Genomic DNA, 16,555 nt, shown 5'->3' with positions numbered 1-16,555 from the left:
CTGCTGCACCTGGTTTACGGGGTGGTGAAGTCGGGGATACCGTTTGACCCCAAAATCGCTCTTGCAGGGTGAGGGTCAAGACGGTATCTACAGGGGCTGGCGTCGCGCAATCCAGGTAGGAGCGGCTTCAGCCGCGATGAGGCCGGCACAGGCAACCCAACTGGCACAGTCCATGCACTAACTCCCACACAACAACCCCACTGATCAACGGCGATCAACCCAGGGGCACTCCGTGATGAATACAGGCAAAGGCGCCTGGAGCTTCGGCTCCAGGCGCTTTTTTTTTGATCGAGGATCGGCGTATGAAGGCAACAGCGAGCAGCGGGCAACGAGAGCGACTGGTCATCGTCGGCAACGGCATGGTCGGCCACCATTGCGTCGAGCAACTGGTCGAACGCGGCGCCCTGGCGCGCTTCGAGCTGCATGTGTTCGGCGAAGAGCGCCAGCGCGCTTACGACCGCGTGCACCTGTCGGAGTACTTCGGCGGCAGCTGCGCCGAAACCCTGGCCCTGTGCGAGCAAGGGTTCTATGGCGACAACGGCGTGCACCTGCACCTGGGTGAAGCGGTGCTGGAGATCGACCGCGAACGCTGCGAAGTGGTCACCGCCGAGGGCCGTTACGGCTACGACCAACTGATCCTGGCCACCGGTTCCTATCCGTTCGTGCCGCCGATCGAAGGCTCCAGCGGCAATGCCCGCCTGGTCTATCGCACCCTCGATGATCTCGACGCGATCCGTACCGCCGCTGCCAATGCCTCTCGCGGCGTGGTCGTCGGTGGTGGATTGCTTGGTCTGGAAGCCGCCAACGCCCTAAAGTCGCTAGGCTTGGAAGCGCACGTGGTGGAGTTCGCTACTCGCTTGATGCCGGTGCAACTGGACGGCGAGGGCGGCGCGGCGCTCAAGGCGCAGATCGAAGCCCTGGGCGTGGGCGTGCACCTGTCACGCGCCACCCAGTCGATCAGTGCCGGTGAAGCCTACCGCTATCGCATGAACTTCGACGGCGGCGAATACCTTGAGACCGACCTGATCGTCTTCTCCGCCGGCATCCGCCCCCAGGATGCCCTGGGCCGTGCCAGCGGCCTGGAAGTCGCCGCGCGCGGTGGCGTGGTGATCGACAACCACTGCCGCAGCAGCGACCCGCGCATCTTCGCCATCGGCGAATGCGCCTCATGGAACGGCAGTGTGTTCGGCCTGGTCGCGCCGGGTTACAGCATGGCGCGCAACCTGGCGGCGCTGCTGCTGGGCGAGGCCGCCGGTGAATTTACCGGCGCCGACATGTCGACCAAGCTCAAGCTGCTGGGCGTGGATGTCGGCTCCATCGGCGACGCCCACGGCGCTACGCCAGGCTCGCGCAGCTACCGCTTCATCGACGAGGCCAACGCCGCCTATCGCCGGCTGGTGGTGGATGCCAGCGGCAAGCACGTGCTCGGCGCCGTGCTGGTGGGTGACAACAGCTACTACGACACCCTGCTGCAGTACGCCCAGAACGGCATCGTCCTGCCGGCCGACCCCGCCGCGCTCATCCTGCCGCAGAGCGGTGGAGCGCCAGCCCTGGGCGCCGACGCATTGCCCGACAGCGCGACCATCTGCTCATGCCACAACGTCAGCAAGGGCGCTGTGTGCGCTGCCATCGACAACGGCTGCGGCGACCTCGCCGCCGTCAAGGGCTGTACCAAAGCAGCGACCGGGTGCGGCGGTTGCGCAGCATTGCTCAAGCAGGTCTTCGAGCATGAACTGACCGCCCGTGGCGTCACCGTGGACAAGAGCCTGTGCGAACACTTCGCCTACACCCGCCAGGAGCTCTACGGGCTGGTTCGGGTCGGCGGCATCCGCACCTTCAACGACCTGCTCGAACGCCACGGCAAAGGCCACGTCGGTTGCGACATCTGCAAGCCGGCGGTGGGCAACATCCTCGCTTCATGCTGGAACCAGCCGATCATGGACCCGGCGCTGGTGCCGTTGCAGGACACCAACGACACCTTCATGGCCAACATGCAGAAGAACGGCACCTACTCGGTGGTGCCGCGCATTCCGGGTGGCGAAATTACTCCCGACAAGCTGATCGTGATCGGCCAGGTCGCTAAAAAATACGACCTCTACACAAAGATCACCGGTGGCCAGCGCATCGACCTGTTCGGCGCCCAGTTGCACGAGCTGCCACTGATCTGGGGCGAGCTGATCGAAGCCGGCTTCGAGACCGGCCACGCCTACGGCAAGTCGACCCGCACGGTGAAGTCGTGCGTGGGCAGCACCTGGTGCCGCTATGGCGTGCAGGACAGCGTCGCCATGGCGCTGCGCCTGGAAGACCGCTACAAGGGCCTGCGCAGCCCGCACAAGCTCAAGTTCGCGGTGTCCGGTTGCACCCGCGAATGCGCCGAGGCGCAAAGCAAGGATATCGGCGTGATCGCCACCGACAAAGGCTGGAACCTGTACGTCTGCGGCAACGGCGGCATGCGCCCGCGCCACGCCGAACTGTTCGCCACCGATCTGGACGACGAAACCCTGGTGCGCCTGATCGACCGCGTGCTGATGTTCTACATCCGCACCGCCGACAAACTGCAGCGCACCTCGGTCTGGCGCGAAAGCCTGGAGGGCGGCCTGGACTACCTCAAGCAGGTGGTTCTCGACGACAGCCTGGGCCTGGCGGCCGAGCTGGAAGCGCAGATGCAGCATGTGGTCGATCAGTATGAATGCGAGTGGGCCAACGCCCTCAACGACCCGGAAAAACTCAAGCGCTTCCGCACCTTCGTCAATGACCGGCGCGCCGACCCTGATGTGCATTTCGTACGCGAGCGCGAACAGCGCCGGCCGGCTGCTGCGCTACATCTGATCCCAACTGTCGAGGAGGCTGTGTGATGAACTTGTCCAATGCTGCTATGAAAACCCAAGAGAACTGGCAGGCGGTGTGCCGGGCTGATGATCTGGTCGCCGATTCGGGGGTGGTGGTGTGGCTAGAGGGGGAGCAGGTTGCGCTGTTCTACGTGCCTGGGCAGGCACAGCCGCTGTACGCAGTCGATAACCGCGACCCTCGCTCGGGGGCTAATGTCATCGGCCGAGGGTTGGTGGGGAGCTTGCAAGGGGAGCTGGTCGTGGCAGCGCCGCTATACAAACAGCACTTCAGCCTGGCGAGCGGCGAGTGCCTGGAAGATGCCGGGCAACGGCTGCGGGTGTGGCCGGTGCGGATGAACGGGGGGGCTGTGGAAGTGGCGGTGGCCTGATCCGATGGGGTTGGCCCCATCTCCTGTATGTGGAGGATGGGGCCGCTTTAGAGGTTACTTTTCAAGCAAAGGCCTGCCGCTCATTGAGGTATTGGGCTGCTATGGAGGCCGCCCAGGAGCACCTCAGCTTGATGATTGCTCTACTTGGTCGGGGGCAGTGCGTGATTCCAGGTCCATTTCGGCGGGCCATTTGACTTTTGGGGCACGTTGATCGAAGGGGTTGGAAAGTTTCTCTTCGTTCCAGTCCCGCGGCGGGTGAATAAAGTCAGGGATTGCATCGGGACCTTCTTGCATGAATAACCTGGCGATGGCCCAGTACTGCTCACCTTCTTGAATGTCGTCGCTTAGGAAGAAGCGGTCGATGACTTCACCGCTTTCAAGGTCGCGGACTGATATCCGTACTTCCTCCTTCAAACCGCCGTAGCCCATTGGCAGGTACATGCGGTAAACCTCGGCAGTGAGAGCGTCCCAATCGTAGGCGATGGGCTGGACGCCCCATCCTTTGCGGCCAAAGGGATTTAGTCGATTCATTCTGTATTGGTAGAAATACACTTTTCGACGGTGTCTATTGAAACGGATGGGCTCATCGCGCGGCAGGCCTAGCTCGAAGCGAAGGTAGGGTATCGTGGCAAATATTGAAAGGATGCAAAGTGCCAGTATAGCGAAGAAAAGTTCTAAGTCTAGTTTTGCATCAGCGAGCATGCTAAGAAAAATTCCAATTGAACCTATTATTGTGAACAACAATACTGGTGGCATTAAAATTATAGAGATGCCTCTAATTTTTAGTGTGGATCTTGGTATTTCTAAAAAAATAGTATTCATTTGGTTAGGAGGGGGATCCAGGTGGGTCAAGATTGACTCTGATGAAGCCGCATGAGAGGAACTTGGAATGTCGTATTTCCAGCCGGGCGCACGAGGTGGCAGGCTCATTTGTTTTCCTCCTGAATCACGATTTCGGCCACAGCGCTTGGGATGTCTCGGTCTGGCCAATAGGCTAAAAATAGCGTCGCGCTCGTTATGTTGTGCTTCCCCAGATCAGGAGAAAGTTCGATGCTGCCGGTAACTGCCTCGGTGGTTAACGCACCATTTGATAGGGGGCTAGATTGCGTTCTTTTGCTAATGGTCAGTGTTTCAGGCCTGTAATCAGGGAATCTTTGAGGGGTTGAGGGCCCGGGAAACTCGTGGCTTGAGGCTCTCGTAGTAAAGCTTGGCACGCCGTGCTTGAGGTTTGCTATTACTTCCCCACTCATTTGGCTCTGTGCAATGACATCCCCTGCTCGGTGAGCTATTAGAATGCAGTGAAAGCTCGAAAGAGTTTCTGAGTATTGAGGTAGAGTAAAATTAAAGTTAAGCGTGGTTCTGGTTTCGATGTTCACCAGTCCGCCTATTTTAGGGCTTGAGGCATAATCCGCTCTAGTGGTTTTGAACTTAATGTTGGCGGTCGCGCCTAAGGTGCACGCGTTCAGTTCAGACAGCGCAATGTCTGCGTGATTAGGTGAGTTCCAATGAATGGTTGGAATTTCGTTAGCTTTACCAAAGTAGCAGCGCCTAGCCCATCGCTCCAAAGGTGTGGACTCTTCCTGTTCTCCTTTTTTCGTAAATGCATAAGTTATAAGCCCTGCCACGATGGCAATCCCCAAAGCTCCAATTAATGCTGGAAAGATACTGCGATGATTGCGGATGCGGTACTAATTGCACCTGAAATGCTAGTGGCTATGTACCATTTGAAAGCATTTTGGTCGCCAGCGATGTGAGTCCGCTTCGCTGCAATAGCAGCTTGAATTACATCGAATATGCCTGCTGCAGCATTGATGATTGCCCCGGCACGAACAACTTTGCGGCCGGTCGAGAATTTGTTAGGCGTGCTCTCCTTGTGGGGCATCAATAATCCCAAAAACTCAATACCTCCACCGAGAATACCTACGCTCGACCCATACAACGCCATCATCGCTTCGCTGGACTTCGGCCCTAATTCTTCTTCCGCCTTTTCCAGATTCTTCCCCAGGCTATCACTCAACAAATAAAGCCCGCCGATTGAAAGCAGCAACTCCCACCCTTTGCCGGTCCCCCTCAACCCAGTAAAACCACCGCTCACCAACCGCGAAGCCTGCCCCGCACTGATCCGCATGCCATCGAGCAATTTCCGCGCACTCGGCTCCAGTGTCCCCGCCGCCACTTTGAGATCGACCAGCGTCATCTGTGCCGCAGGCCCCAGTTGATTGACGTTCAACTTGACCTCATTGGCCAGTCGTTCATGCAGTTCGTGGGCCGTACCCTCGACCCAGACGCTGACGTTGACCACCGTGTGCGCCACCTTCGGGTCGAGCACCGCCAGGCTCAGCAAGCCGGTCTGGATGATGGGCTTGACCTTGTTTGCCTTGTTCTCCACGCCCCCCATGACTTCGTGAAGCGGCGGCATCATCCGCGTCCGCGCCTTGGCCAGTTTCTCGCTGGCGCTGTTTTGCAGTTCGCGCAGGTGGGCGCTCTGCAAGGCGTAGTACTCGCCCAGCTTCATCTGCACCTGCAACTCGATCAGGTGCACGCCGTTGTAGATTCGTTGACTGGCGCTGTTCAGGTGGCGGATTACCTGTTGCACACCGGGGTCGAGCCACACGGCCAGGCGCTGGCTGGACGCGTTGACTGCCCCTTGCAGTTCGGTGACCGACTGCTTGAGCGCATCGCGCAGCTTGAGACCGGCGTCTTCACTGGCGATGAATTTGCTCAAGGCGGTGTACAGCTTTTCGCTGTCATTCCAGTTGTTCGATTCGGTCTGCGAAAAGCTGGGCAGCAGCGCGGCCAGCAAGGCGCCATCGCGCAGCAGCAAGGCGCGGTAAGCGGGGCTGTTTGGGTCTTGTAACCACTTGAGCCACAGGGCTGCGCTGGTGCCGGCGGCAGGTGCGGCGGGCTCGGCGCTCGTGGATGGGGCTTCGGTAATACCGCCCGCCAGGCAGCCGGCCATGGTCTTGGTGTAGGCGATGCCCGACTCGCGGTTCCTGCCGTCATAGTCATGCCGCTCGATCAGGGCGAAGGCTGCGCTTTCGCAGTGCGCTACGTAAGCGGCGGCGTGTTGGTCGATGTGGCGTTGGAACTGAAGTTCCTGCTGGTCGTACTCGGCCTGGAAGGCAGCGCGCCGGGGTTCGTCATACCGCTCTTCGAGCTTTTCATCGCTCTCCCGCTGGCGCACGTCCACGAGTCGCTGGCGTTCGGTGGCGGGGTCGGTGAACGCCGGCGGGCCGTCGCCGGTTTGCGGCTCGAAGGACGGCTGTATCTCTTGAGCCGCCCATTCACGCTGCGTTTCCCGGATGATCTGTAGAATCTGCGAGGTTTGCAGTTGGTAGGCGCGCAGCGGATCCTCGCGCCAGGCCTGGCGTTTGACCACCCAGTTCAGGCGCTGGTGGTTGTACTCCTGAACCAGGCCGACGGTGTCGTCGAGCACCACCGCCAGCACGCCGTTTTCCAGCGCGTGCTGCTGCATGGCGTTGACCACGTAACCGCGCAGGGCGAACTTGCGCAGGAAGCGGCTGTGGAAACCGTGGGCACTGTCGAACGGGCCGTTCAGTTGCTGGGCGTATTCGAAGACCTGCTTGTCCACTTGCAGGTTGTCCGGGGTCATGGCCAGGCCGAGTAGCTCGGGATTGTTGCGCGCCTGGGTCAGGTCCAGCCCTTCGAAACGGTGCGCGGGCGCCTGGCCATTGCGGTAAGCCTGCAGCACGCTGACCGGCCAGGCATCGCTGGAGAAGGCCAACCAGGCCGAGCCGTAGGTCTCGGTGTCGATGTTGAGAAAGGAAGACGGCAGGTCATGGTCCGCCTGCGTGCACCGTTCGGGCAGCGGCGGCGGTGGCCCGGGTGGCGGTTCGTAGGGGTTGAAGCGGCGCAGGTGGCCGTGGTCGGTCACTTCGTAGGCGTGCCAGATACGCTGGTCGAGCAGCACGTAGAGGTAGCCGCTGCGCAAGGTGCGCAGGCCCATGCGGGTTTGCGTGGCCGAGTCGCGGCCTGGGCGGGTATCGGGGACCAGGGCTTGGCGCAGGGGCAGGATCGGCAGGCCTTGGCGCTGGCAGGCTTTGCAGGGGGTGAGGAGGAAATCGGTTTCGGCGACTAAAGTGGCGATGCTCTGGCTGATGCTCATGGGCAACAACCCCCCAGTTCAAGCTGAGAGGATTTTTTGATATGGAGCATGGAGGTCCCTCATTCACCCGTCATCGCTCGGCTACGCCGGCCAACGGTTGGTTAGCAAACAGTTGCGTCGAAGTTGCACCTGAACACTAACGAGGAACGATTTCTCAGAGGAGTTTGGCTCTTCCTAAAACTCTGTAGGAATATTCGCCGATTAATTTTCCAAAAGTATGGCCTGACATTACTGCACTGCTGCTACCGGCTTCTTCGCGATCCGACTTGCCCCGCGAAGAGGCCGGCACAAGCTACTTAGATCACCAACCCCTGCGGCTCACGTCCAGCAAACACATCCACCAGGCTAGCCACCACCATTTCCCCCATGCGCGTGCGGGTCTGCACCGTGGCACTGGCCCGATGCGGCTGCAAAACGACGTCCTCACGCTCGAACAACGCCTCTGGCACACGCGGCTCATCCGCGAACACATCCAGCGCCGCCCCCGCGATTTCACCGGCTTCGAGTGCCGCGATCAATGCCGGTTCATCCACCAGCTTGCCGCGCGCAATATTGATCAGATACCCCTCAGCGCCGAGCGCCTGGAGAACCTCGCGGTTGATCAGGGCTTCACCTTTGTCCGCTGCCGCTGCCAGGATCAGCGCATCGCTGTCCTTGGCCAACTGCAGCAGATCCGCCTCGAACCCGTAAGGCACATCCTGCGCCTGCAGATCGGTATAGCGAATCGGGCAGCCAAACGCCGCCGCCCGCTGGGCCACCGCACGACCCACCCGGCCCATACCGACAATACCTACGCGCATGCCCGACACTTGGCGTGCCAGCGGCAACGGCGCCAGTGGCGTGGCGCTGGTTGCCCACTGGCCTGAACGCACGAAGCGGTCGCCGGTGCTTATTCCTCGGCACACGCCGATCAGCAAGCCGATGGCCAGGTCGGCGACGTCTTCGGTGAGCGCGCCAATAGTGGCCGTTACCTGGATGCCGCGATCACGCGCATAGGCCAGGTCCACCGCATCGGTACCCACGCCATTGACCGCCACGACTTCCAGCTTGGGCAGGCGCGCCATCAGCGCCTGGCTGATGCCAGTGTGGCCGCCGGTGATCACGCCACGAATGTTGGGGCCGTGCTGGCTGACATAGGCCTCCTTGTCGGCCTGCTCGTAGTAGCGGTGCACGGTGAACAGGGCTTCCAGACGCTCGCGGATGGTTGGGATGAGGATCGGGCTCAGTTGCAGGACTTCAGGTTTCATCGGGTACTCCATTCAAGGCAGGGGTCAGCCACGGCCGACAAAGGGCATGTTGCTGGCCATCACGGTCATGTTCAGGACGTTGGCGTCGAGCGGCAGCGCGGCGATGTAGCGCACCGCGTCGGCCACATGGCGCACGTCGAGCATCGGTTCGGCGGCGATCTCGCCATTGGCCTGGCGCACGCCACGGGTCATGCGTTCGGACAGCTCGGTCAGGGCGTTGCCGATGTCCACCTGGCTGCACACGATGTTGTACGGGCGGCCGTCCAGCGCCAGGGCCTTGGTCAGGCCCAGCACCGCATGTTTGCTGGCGGTGTAGGGCGCCGTGAACGGGCGCGGGGTGTGCGCCGAGATCGAGCCGTTGTTGATGATCCGCCCGCCCTGTGGCTGCTGACGGCGCATCAGGCCGAAGGCGGCGCGGGCGCAGAGGAACACGCCGTCGACATTGGTGGCGATGACGTTGCGCCAGTTTTCCAGGGGCAGCTCGTCGATCGGCACGGCGGGGGCGTTGATGCCGGCATTGTTGAAGATCACGTCGAGGCGGCCATGCACCTCTTCGATAGTGGCGAACAGCTGCGCAACGCTCTGTTCATCGCGCACGTCGGTGGGCACCGCCAGGGCTTCACCGCCGGCGGCCTGGGCTTGCTCGACCAGCGCCTGCAACGGCTCGGCGCGGCGCCCGGCGAGCACCAGGCTGAAGCCATCCTGCAGCAGGGCGAGGGCGACGGCGCGGCCGATGCCGCTGCCGGCGCCGGTGACCAGGGCGATTTTCTTGTGTTGGCTCATGTCAGGGCTCCAGAGGTTCAGGCCGCGTCGGCGGCTTGGGCGGCGGGGCGGGGGCCGACGCGCAGTTGCAGTTCGCCGATGCCGTCGATGCCGGCATGGATCAGGTCGCCTGGGTGCAGCGGCGCTACGCCGGGCGGGCTGCCGGTCATGATCAGGTCACCGGGGCGCAGCGGCAGTTGCCGGGACAGCCGGCTGATCACCTCGGCCAGCGGCCAGGTTTGCTGGCTCAGATGCGCGCGCTGGCGCTCCTGGCCGTTGACCTGCAGCCACAGCGACGCATCCAGTGGCCACGGCAGCTGGCTGGCGGGGGTGATGGCGGTCATCGGCGCCGAGGCCTCGAACACCTTGGCGCCTTCCCACGGCAGGCCCTCGCTCTTGGCCTGGCGCTGGCGGTCGCGGCGGGTCAGGTCGAGGCCGGCGGTGAAGCCGAACACATGCTCCAGCGCGCGTTCCGGGGTGATGTCGGCGCCACCTTTGGCAATCGCCACCACCAGCTCTATTTCATGGCAGAACTCGTCGGTCTGTGGTGGGAAGGGCAGTTCGCCCAGCGCCTCGACCACATTGCTCGCGGGCTTCATGAAGAACACCGGCTCGCGCGGCGCCGGGCCTGTGGACTCGGGCCAGGGATAGTTGCGGCCCAGGCAGAACACCCGGCCGACCGGGAAGCGCGCAGTGTCGCCAAGGATCGGCAAGCTGACGACGGCGGGCGGGTTGAACAGGTAGGTCATGGGTGGATCCTCTGTACTGGAGTGGCCAGCGTAGCCTGCGGCTGGCGGGCAAAGTTGGACGAAAACGGTGTTGGTTTGGACTATCCAAGGCATCTTTACCGGCCTCTTCGCGGGGCAAGCCCGCTCCCACAGAGCCCCGGCAAGCCGCTATACCTGTGGGAGCGGGCTTGTCCCGCGAAGAGGCCTTTGAGTCAGGCCGCAGTTTTCAATTCGATGCGGAACAGCTTGCCCAGCAGCAGCGAGTACGACAGCGTGCCCATCAAGGCCACCGCGCCGATGAACCAGAACGCCAGAGCGAACGAGCCACTGGCCTGCACGATCGCGCCAATCACGATCGGCGTGACGATGCCGCCGATATTGGCCGCCAGGCTGGTAATACCGCCGGTCAAACCGATCAGCTCCTTGGGCGCGACTTCCGACACCGCCGCCCACGACGACGAGGCGATGCCCTGGGCGAAGAACGCCAGGGTGAGAATGGCGATGCACAGCACATTGGAATCGGTGAAGTTCACCAGCACGATCGACATGCCCAGCATTGAACCCACCACCAACGGCAACTTGCGAGCGAACGACAGCGAGTAGCCTTTGCGAATCAGCAGGTCGGAAACGATACCGGCGAGGAGGATGCCGACCGTGGCGCCAATGAACGGCATCACCGCGAAGATGCCGACCTTGATCAGGGTCAGCTGACGCTCTTCGATCAGGTAGGTCGGGAACCAGGTGAGGAAGAAGTACAGCGCCGAGGTGCTGGCGAATTTGCCCAGGCAGATCGCCCACACCTGACGGTAACGGAACAGCTCGGCCACCTGGCGCCAGTCGAAGCGGGTGCGTTGCTGGCTGCTTTTCACCAGCCCGCCGCCGTTTTCGATGTAAGCCAGTTCTTCCTTGCTGACTTTCTTGCAGTTCAGCGGGTCGCGATACAGGAACAGCCACACCACGCCAAACACGATGCCGACCACACCCGTGCTGTAGAACACATGGCGCCAGTCGTAGGTGGTGGCCAGCCACAGCAGGGCACCGGTGAACAACGCGGTGCCCAGGTACTGGCCACACACGTAGATGCTGCTGGCCATACCGCGCTCACGCGCCGGGAACCACACCGTGACCGCGCGGCTGTTGGCAGGGAAGGCCGGCGCTTCCATGGCACCGACCGCCAGGCGCAGGCCGAACAGAGAAGCGAAACCGCTGGCCATGCCTTGGGCGACGGTGACCGCCGACCAGCTGATCAGCGACACGCCGTAGGTCAGGCGCGAGCCGAAGCGGTCGGCGATGAAGCCGGCGGGTACCAGAGCCAGCGCGTAAGTCCAGGCGAAGGCGGAGAAGATCAGGCCCATCTCGACCTTGTCCAGGCCCAGGTCCTTGGCCATGAACGGCGCGGCGATGGAGATGTTCACCCGGTCGACGTAGTTGATGATGGTCGCCACCAGCAGCAGCGACAGCATGAACCAGCGGCGGCGGGTGGGCAGGCGCTGGGCAGGGGCCGCGTCCAGCGCGTACGACGACGCGGCGCGGGGGGTAGGCGTGCTCGACATGAGTCGACCTCGTTTGTTGTTGGTAGAGGTTGGGCTGCAGTCCCTTTTCTAAGGTGGTCGTACAACGTCGTGAAAGCAACGGGGGTTTTAGATCGTTTTTTTCACCCGGAGCGGGGGTGAGTCATGGTGTCCAAGAAAATCCAGGGGCGGGGTTTTGCCTCGATATTTTGCTGAATTGCTGATTTCTAGAGGGCTGTAGCGATTTGCTGTTGCATCGGTTTTTGCAGACGGGGTTAAATTGCAGAGTTTGGACGTCGTACAACTTAATGCCTGGTTTCTGGAGATAGCCCATGCCCCCCAAGCGCGAGGTGCCGACCTACCTCATGCAGCAGCGCAGCGAGCTGATGGATTTCTACATCCGCGATCAGCGTGGCCGCCCCGCCGAGACCGCGCCGCATCGCCATGAGTACTTCCAGATTCAGGTCAATTTTGGCGGCGACACCGTGCAGCATATCGGCAACGTGCAGCGCCCGTTCCGCCGCAACACCCTGGCGTTCATCCTGCCGCACCGGGTGCATGTGATCCCGCATCCGGCCGACAGCGACTTCGTGGTGATCAACTTTTCCCAGACTTTCCTGCTGCCGCACCTGGCCTGCGATCCGATGGACCTGGAAGAGGTGTCGATTCTGCAGGCACCGGAGCTGTCACCGTTCCGCTTCCAGGAACACCTCGACTTCTGCCTCGATGAGGCCGATTTCGCAGAGGTCCGGCGCCTGCTCACGCAAATGCGCGAGCTGGATGCCAACCGCCGCTTCGGTAGCCGCGAGATCCTCAAGGGTCTGCTGCTGCAACTGATCGGCCAGGTCTGCGGCCTGTACGCCGAAGCCCTGCGCGAACTGGCCGACAACAACGCCGCACAGCTCAGCCGCCGCGCTGCGCTCGGGCGCATGAGCGAGTACCTGCGCCGGCATATCGACGACCCCGATCTCAACTTGCACAAGGTCGCAGCCGCGACCTACCTGTCACCCACTTACCTGACCCACTGGCTGCGCAAGGAAATCGGCAAGACCTTCAGCGAGCTGGTGCTGGAGCGGCGCATGCACGCGGCGCGCAACTACCTGCTCAATGGCAGCCGACCGGTAGGGGAGGTGGCGCGCCTGTGTGGCTTCGCCGACGAAGCCTATTTCTCGCGGCGCTTTCGGCAGATCCACGGCTTGCCACCCGGGCAATTCCGCCGCCAGCAGCGCGACCCGGATACGCCGCAGGTGGCGATGCGGTAAGCTTGCCGGCATGAACCTCGACACCCGCATCAAGTACCGCCACCTGCTGTGTTTTCTGGAGATTGCCCGGCAGGGCAGCCTGGCCAGGGCGGCCGATATTCTGGCGATCAGCCAGCCGGCGATCTCCAAGACCCTCAAGGAACTCGAAGACCTGCTCGAAGCGCGCCTGTTCGAGCGCAGCCGCCAGGGCGTCGAACTGACCCCGGCCGGTACCCGCTTCATGCGCTATGCCGGGCCCAGCGTGCAGGCCCTGCGCGATGGCGTGAACAGCCTGCGTGGTGAGGCGCGGGCGCCATCGCAGGTTCGCATTGGCGTGCTCTCGACGGTCGAAGGCCTGCTGATGCCAGAAGTGCTGTGCCGCCTGCATCAACGCCATGAAGCGTTGCTGATCAGCGTGGTGACCGGGGCCAGTGCGCAGTTGCTCGGGCAATTGCGCCTGGGCGAGCTGGAGCTGGTGGTCGGGCGCATGACCGACAGCCCGCAGATACAGGGGTTGTCGTTCGAGCACCTGTACAGCGAGTCGATGGCCCTGGTGGTTCGCTCCGGGCATCCGTTGCTGGCCAGCACGCCCGTGGAGCGAGCGCGTGTAGGCCGCTATCCACTGGTGCTGCCGCCGCCCGGCACGACCATTCGCCAGCACGCCGACAGCCTGTTCGTGCAGTGCGGCATTCAGCTGCCGTCACAGCGCCTGGAGACCCTCTCACTGGCGCTGAGCCGTCGCTACTTGTTGGGCAGCGATGCACTGTGGGTGGCGCCGCGTGACGCGGTGCTGCTCGACCTGCGTCGTGGCGAGTTGGCCGAGTTGGACTTGGGTGTCCGCGAGCCGGGCGGGTCGGTGGGCATCTGCCGCAATGCCGCGTTGCCGCAAAGTGTGCCAGGGCAATGGGTGGGCGATGTGCTGCGCGAGGTAGCGGGGCAATACCGCGAGGGTGATTACCCCTGAGCGGCTGCTCAGAACCTGCAGACATAAATCGCCACAAATTCCGGGCAAAAGCGCGATGAAGGGTCAATACTGGCCAATGGCTGTAAAGCTTGGATGAATTCGCTTTTAAGTACTGAACTTCCTTATCAGAACCCGCTCTTATGCCGGTAGCCATTGGTAATGGCCGCCTGATAAGCTCGCGGCTTTACCCTGATTGCCCACATGGCGCATGAACAAGGAAATAGCATGAAACAGCATCGTTTGGCGGCTGCGGTTGCCCTGGTAGGCCTGGTACTGGCTGGCTGCGACCAACAAGCCAGCAGCCCCGAGCTGAAGACTCCGGCACAGAAAGCCTCCTACGGTATCGGCCTGAACATGGGCAAGAGCCTGGCTCAGGAAGGCATGGAAGACCTTGATTCCAAAGCCGTCGCCCTCGGCATCGAAGACGCCGTCACCAAGAAAGAACAGCGCATCAAGGATGAAGAGCTGGTAGAAGCCTTCACCGCGCTGCAGAAACGCGCCGAGGAGCGCCTGGCCAAGGCCAGCGAAGAAGCTGCCACCGCCGGCAAGAAATTCCTTGAAGAAAACGCCAAGAAGCCAGGCGTGGTCACCACCGCTTCGGGCCTGCAGTACGAAGTGATCAAGAAGGCCGACGGCCCGCAGCCCAAGCCGACCGACGTGGTCACTGTCCACTACGAAGGCAAGCTGACCGATGGCAAGGTGTTCGACAGCTCGGTAGAGCGCGGCAGCCCAATCGATCTGCCGGTCAGCGGCGTGATCCCAGGCTGGGTCGAAGGCCTGCAACTGATGCACGTCGGCGAGAAGTACAAGCTGTTCATCCCGGCTGAACTGGCCTACGGCGCGCAGAGCCCAAGCCCGCTGATCCCGGCCAATTCGGTACTGGTGTTCGATCTGGAACTGATCGCCATCAAGGACCCGGCCCAGCTGCAAGGCGACGCGCCTGAGGCTGAAGCTCCAGCTGAAGCACCTGCCAAGTAATACTGGCCGGTACCTGCACAACGCCCCGTCTCTACGGGGCGTTGTCATTTGTGCGCCAGGTACTGGGCCGAACCTCATGACCCTGATAGTGTCCGAGGTAAGGCAGCGCAAATCTTTTGCGGATTTGAAACGACTGTGTAAAAAACGCCCGATCTGACCGGGGCCCTTGCCTTGTGGGCGCCTGAAGTCGGAAACTCCGCCCTGTTCACAAGGTTATCCACAATAAATGTGGATAACCTATCCCTGCTGGAGGCTCCATGAGCGCACCCTGGAATTTCGCCCGCTTCCTGCCCCTGGCCGAACGCCTGCTCAGCCGTGGCCGGCTGCCGGCCCTGCTATTCGCCGTCGCCCGCAAAGGCCCGCGCCTTGGCCAGCTGCGCGAAGACATCAAGCTGCTGCAGTCGTTGTGCCTGGCCTGGTGGCGCGGCGAGTATCGCGCCATCAGCCCCAAGGCCCTGGTGACCATAGTCGCTGGCCTGCTGTACTTCGTCAGCCCCATCGATGCGATCCCCGACTGGTTGCTGGGTGTAGGTTTTCTCGATGACATCGCCGTGCTCGGCTGGGTGCTGAAGACCGTGTCCGACGAACTGGCGCGCTTCAAGGCATGGCGTGACAGCCAGGCGCCAGAGCGCCTGCGCGTGGTCGAACGCCTGCCGGATACGCCGGAAGCCTTGCGTCTGGAACGTAAAACGCACTGAAAACGAGCAGATCCCCACAGACTCCCGAGCTTGGTAATATAATTGGCATAAGGATTATGCCTACGGATTACATGCCGTAATCCTACGTTAGGGGGTTGTTATGGGTATTCAGGTCATTAGCCGGGACGGTCAGCCCGAGTACGCCGTCGTTCCCTGGGAGCAATACCAGGCGTTGCTCAAGGCGGCCGGACAGGCGCCAGCCGAGGCGGTTGGCGGATCAAACGAGCAGAAGTCAGCAGAAGCCAGCTTGCCTGCGTTCAGCGAAGTGGCGCAGTTGCGACAGAGCAAAGGCATCGCCGCCGAACAGCTGGCGCGTAATGTCGGCGTCAGCCCAGCCTATCTGGCGATGATCGAATCGGGCGAACGGGAGCCGGGCGACGCGATTCGTCGTGCCCTGGCCTGGCACTTGGGCGTGGCGGGCTGGAGCGAGCCGTCATGAGCCAGGTCAGGATCAGCCGACAGCATTGGCAGAGCCTGCTGGATGAGCTTGACCTGGCCCGCCGTCAACGGCACTTGCTGACTTACCGTGCGCTGATCGAGCGCCTGCAATTGCCCACCCCGGCCATGCAGACCCTGACCGCCGCGCTGGAGTATCTGGCCGTGCTCGATGCCCGCGCCGAGCAACCGCTGCGCAGCTCGCTGGTGATCAGCCAGGGTGCCAGTCGCCTGCCGCGTACCGGCTTCTTCGAATGCGTGGAGCGCCTGGGGCGCTTTTCGGGGCCGGTAGACGGTATGGAAGCGGCTTCGTGGCATGCCTCGGAGGTGGTGCGGGTGTTTGAGTATGCTTATCCCGAGGTTGCTTGAATTGTGTTGGGCTGCCGGGTGCATGCCGATAGTTTTTCGGCGTTCACGAGATCGAGCGCCGCCCGCGCGGCGCATCGCGAGCAACGCTCGCTCCTACGTTTGTTTCGGGCCAGTAACGTCAGTAACAGACGCGCGCGGACGCCTGGTGTGTAGGACTCAATATCGCGTCAAGCACCGAGGCGTTCGCGCGCAAATCCCACAGGAATAACTGGCCAAAAACAAACGTAGGAGCGAGCGTTGCTCGCGATGCGCCGCGCGGGCGGCGCTCGATTTAATCGG

At 62.2% G+C, this 16,555-nt stretch carries 15 protein-coding genes; 8 read left to right on the top strand and 7 right to left on the bottom strand.

The window, feature by feature from the left end; translation table 11 throughout:
• Positions 1–302 precede the first annotated feature (302 nt).
• Both nirB and nirD read left to right on the top strand, forming a co-directional pair.
• Positions 303–2,855: a nitrite reductase large subunit NirB gene (gene nirB / locus ACIPZF_RS20380; RefSeq protein WP_400802499.1), complete on the top strand. Its 2,553-nt coding sequence runs from the start codon at positions 303–305 to the stop codon at positions 2,853–2,855.
• Positions 2,855–3,217 carry a nitrite reductase small subunit NirD gene (gene nirD, locus ACIPZF_RS20375; protein ID WP_400802497.1) on the top strand — a complete coding sequence of 121 codons (363 nt, stop codon included), beginning with the start codon at positions 2,855–2,857 and terminating at the stop codon, positions 3,215–3,217. The genes nirB and nirD overlap by 1 nt, the downstream gene beginning before the upstream one ends.
• 123 nt (positions 3,218–3,340) lie before the next feature.
• Here nirD and ACIPZF_RS20370 read toward each other — a convergent pair whose 3' ends face one another.
• The 7 genes from ACIPZF_RS20370 to ACIPZF_RS20340 all read right to left on the bottom strand — a co-directional run bounded on the left by ACIPZF_RS20370 (position 3,341) and on the right by ACIPZF_RS20340 (position 11,633).
• The gene (locus tag ACIPZF_RS20370; RefSeq protein ID WP_400802496.1) at positions 3,341–4,147 is read right to left on the bottom strand and encodes a DUF6708 domain-containing protein; all 807 of its coding nucleotides are present in this window, start codon (positions 4,145–4,147) and stop codon (positions 3,341–3,343) included.
• Positions 4,144–4,842, bottom strand: coding sequence for a hypothetical protein (locus ACIPZF_RS20365; RefSeq protein ID WP_400802494.1), 699 nt, complete (start codon positions 4,840–4,842; stop codon positions 4,144–4,146). Before ACIPZF_RS20365 ends, ACIPZF_RS20370 begins: the two co-directional genes overlap by 4 nt.
• 23 nt (positions 4,843–4,865) lie before the next feature.
• Positions 4,866–7,343, bottom strand: coding sequence for a T6SS effector BTH_I2691 family protein (locus ACIPZF_RS20360; RefSeq protein WP_400802493.1), 2,478 nt, complete (start codon positions 7,341–7,343; stop codon positions 4,866–4,868).
• A 296-nt stretch (positions 7,344–7,639) separates the two neighbouring features.
• Positions 7,640–8,590 (bottom strand): 2-hydroxyacid dehydrogenase, encoded by a 951-nt coding sequence (locus tag ACIPZF_RS20355; protein ID WP_400802491.1) that lies wholly within the window; start codon positions 8,588–8,590, stop codon positions 7,640–7,642.
• Positions 8,591–8,614: 24 nt separating this feature from the next.
• Positions 8,615–9,373: an SDR family oxidoreductase gene (locus ACIPZF_RS20350; RefSeq protein ID WP_400802489.1), complete on the bottom strand. Its 759-nt coding sequence runs from the start codon at positions 9,371–9,373 to the stop codon at positions 8,615–8,617.
• Positions 9,374–9,390: 17 nt separating this feature from the next.
• On the bottom strand, positions 9,391–10,101 hold the full coding sequence (locus tag ACIPZF_RS20345; protein WP_400802488.1) for a fumarylacetoacetate hydrolase family protein: 711 nt from the start codon (positions 10,099–10,101) through the stop codon (positions 9,391–9,393).
• A gap of 191 nt (positions 10,102–10,292) precedes the next feature.
• The gene (locus ACIPZF_RS20340) at positions 10,293–11,633 is read right to left on the bottom strand and encodes an MFS transporter (RefSeq protein ID WP_400802486.1); all 1,341 of its coding nucleotides are present in this window, start codon (positions 11,631–11,633) and stop codon (positions 10,293–10,295) included.
• A gap of 290 nt (positions 11,634–11,923) precedes the next feature.
• On the opposite strand from ACIPZF_RS20340, the gene ACIPZF_RS20335 reads away from it, so the two are divergent.
• The 6 genes from ACIPZF_RS20335 to ACIPZF_RS20310 all read left to right on the top strand — a co-directional run bounded on the left by ACIPZF_RS20335 (position 11,924) and on the right by ACIPZF_RS20310 (position 16,276).
• A complete protein-coding gene (locus ACIPZF_RS20335; protein WP_400802484.1) occupies positions 11,924–12,853 on the top strand; it encodes a helix-turn-helix transcriptional regulator in 930 nt (309 codons plus the stop codon).
• Positions 12,854–12,863: 10 nt separating this feature from the next.
• Positions 12,864–13,796, top strand: a complete 933-nt coding sequence (pcaQ, locus tag ACIPZF_RS20330) for a pca operon transcription factor PcaQ (RefSeq protein ID WP_400802482.1) — start codon at positions 12,864–12,866, stop codon at positions 13,794–13,796.
• A 225-nt stretch (positions 13,797–14,021) separates the two neighbouring features.
• Positions 14,022–14,774: an FKBP-type peptidyl-prolyl cis-trans isomerase gene (locus ACIPZF_RS20325; protein ID WP_400802480.1), complete on the top strand. Its 753-nt coding sequence runs from the start codon at positions 14,022–14,024 to the stop codon at positions 14,772–14,774.
• 257 nt (positions 14,775–15,031) lie between these two features.
• Positions 15,032–15,472 carry a YkvA family protein gene (locus ACIPZF_RS20320; protein ID WP_012313180.1) on the top strand — a complete coding sequence of 147 codons (441 nt, stop codon included), beginning with the start codon at positions 15,032–15,034 and terminating at the stop codon, positions 15,470–15,472.
• A 100-nt stretch (positions 15,473–15,572) separates the two neighbouring features.
• Positions 15,573–15,911, top strand: coding sequence for a multiprotein-bridging factor 1 family protein (locus ACIPZF_RS20315; RefSeq protein WP_400802478.1), 339 nt, complete (start codon positions 15,573–15,575; stop codon positions 15,909–15,911).
• The gene (locus ACIPZF_RS20310; RefSeq protein WP_400802476.1) at positions 15,908–16,276 is read left to right on the top strand and encodes a hypothetical protein; all 369 of its coding nucleotides are present in this window, start codon (positions 15,908–15,910) and stop codon (positions 16,274–16,276) included. Before ACIPZF_RS20315 ends, ACIPZF_RS20310 begins: the two co-directional genes overlap by 4 nt.
• Positions 16,277–16,555: the final 279 nt, after the last annotated feature.

Source organism: Pseudomonas sp. NPDC089752 (assembly GCF_044748725.1).
GTDB lineage: Bacteria > Pseudomonadota > Gammaproteobacteria > Pseudomonadales > Pseudomonadaceae > Aquipseudomonas.
The sequence above is the reverse complement of the archived record's forward strand: the minus strand, read 5'-3'. Positions and strand labels throughout refer to the sequence as shown.